Genomic DNA, 2077 nt, shown 5'->3' on the forward strand with positions numbered 1-2077 from the left:
CAGGTCAATGCGGTCGGACAAAGGGCCGGAAATCTTGCGCTGATACCGTTCAATCTCAAAAGGACGGCAGGTACATTCTTTTGTCTCGTCACCAAAAAAACCGCAGGGACAAGGGTTCTGCTCACACTCCACACATACAATTCAAGCGGGTAACTACCCTGTCTTAAGCCCCATAGAACCTGGGTTCTATGGGGCTGTAGTTTTTTCAAAAAACATAGATTTAATATATCCACAAGTTTTATTTTTTCTTTTTCCTTTAGTCTTGTCAGTCTCATCTGAATTTCATTATAACAAAACAGCCGCAGGAATTAAATCCACGGCTGTCAGGATAAAACGGATTTAAAACTTAAATCGATAATTCTCTCCAGCCTATTCGCGTTTCTCATATCAAATTGGCTGGAATAAAACTGTTAGACCTGTCAATCGGATACGGAGAATCGGTCATACAAACGATTCCACCCGCTCCGACTTCCCTGCTTCCTTTTTGCAACACAGTAAAAACCTTTATCGTGCGGCGATCCGGTTCTGCAGATTTTTTGATTTCAAGCGGATGTAAAATGCCGTCCTGTTCGACGATCAGATCAATTTCCCGCTGATCTTTATCCCTGTAGAACGAAAAAATAGCAGGGTTCTTTCCGTATGAAAATGTGCGCAACATTTCACCCACAACGTAATTTTCAAAATAATGGCCTGCAACAGCGCCGTTCATTAACGCGTCGCGGCTTGTCCAGGATGACAGAAATGCGCACAACCCCGTATCGCAAAAGTAGAGTTTGGGCGTTTTTACCAGCCGTTTCAGTTCATTATTGTAATACGGCTCCAGAAGAAAAACGATTCCCATATTCTGTAACACTTTTACCCACTCTTTTGCCGTCACCCCGGAAACATCAGCCGCGGCGGCAAGGTCGCTGTAATTCAAAAGTTGCCCGCTGAAGGCCGCGCAGGCTCGCAGAAATTTGCGGAAACCGACAATATCTGTGATCCCGTTATCATCTACTGCATCGCGCATCAGATAAGTATCAATATAAGAATTCCAGTATTCGGCCGCCTGTTCCTTATTCAGGTTAACCATTTCCGGCATTCCGCCAAGCCAGATATGGGAAAAAGTGGAAAGGATATTATTCTCCGGAAACAGGCTGCTGCGTTTTTGCAACGATGCAAACGCAAAGTCTAACGGCTCTTCCGGAAAAATATGCACTAATTCACGCTGGGAAAGGCTGAACATTCTCAGGATACAGATACGCCCTGCCAAAGAATCTCCCGCCTGCTTCAACAGCTTTTTGCTTTGGGAACCTGTCAGCCAGAAAAGGCCACGCTCATCTGAATTATCACAGATTATTTTTATTGTTTCAAAAAGCTCCGGAGCTTTTTGCGCTTCATCAATCAATACAGGCGGTTTATATGTCTGGAAAAAGAGCTTTGGGTCTGACTGTGCAAGTTCCCTGTCTCTGGCGTTGTCCATGGATACGTATGCCCTGTTCTGGTCTGCTGCCAAGTGCTTCAGCATGGTAGATTTACCCACCTGTCTTGCGCCCGTTACCATAACCGCTTTGAAAACACGGCTCATGCTCAGGAACTTGCGTTCCAGTTCGCGTTGAATGTATTCCATCATTCTCACCTCGTCTAATCTAAAGCCAACTTTATTTTAGCCGAAACTAAGAATACTGTCAAATCAATCCGCAAGAATCTTTGTGCTAAATGAGGATAACATGCTTTTCACCCAATACTTCTTTTTGTAACGCAAAAGCCTGTTCCTGTAATGGCAACGCTTCTTTATATCGACCTGACAACGATAATAAACCGGCTAAACCTAAAAGCGCGGCCCGTTTTTGCCGGAACGCACCTTAATAATTATAAACCACTTTTTTAAGATTTTCCGGAAAAAATTGACGTGTGTACGGTTCTTTTGCATCCTGCAACATAGTTTCACTGAAGAGTTCTTCAACGATTCGACCTGTTTCCATTACATAAACACGATGAGACGGTTGTCTTGCTTTCCAAGGGCGAGGTCGACTCGAAAAAGATTCGGGTTGAGTTCTCTTTGGAAGATATGGATATGTCCGAATTTCAGGATGGG

General features: G+C 44.1%; 1 protein-coding gene and 3 pseudogenes. All 4 read right to left on the bottom strand.

Annotated features, from left to right (window positions below):
- Nucleotides 1-117, bottom strand: a pseudogene (locus QZV31_RS12915) (ATP-binding protein); the annotation flags it as partial.
- A gap of 265 nt (nucleotides 118-382) precedes the next feature.
- Nucleotides 383-1612, bottom strand: coding sequence for an ATP-binding protein (locus tag QZV31_RS12920; RefSeq protein ID WP_295361435.1), 1230 nt, complete (start codon nucleotides 1610-1612; stop codon nucleotides 383-385).
- A gap of 82 nt (nucleotides 1613-1694) precedes the next feature.
- Nucleotides 1695-1811 (bottom strand): annotated as a pseudogene (locus QZV31_RS13025) (tetratricopeptide repeat protein); the annotation flags it as partial.
- A 33-nt stretch (nucleotides 1812-1844) separates the two neighbouring features.
- Nucleotides 1845-2077: pseudogene (locus tag QZV31_RS12925) on the bottom strand (hypothetical protein); the annotation flags it as partial.

This window comes from uncultured Succiniclasticum sp. (genome assembly GCF_902793885.1).
Classification (GTDB): domain Bacteria; phylum Bacillota; class Negativicutes; order Acidaminococcales; family Acidaminococcaceae; genus Succiniclasticum.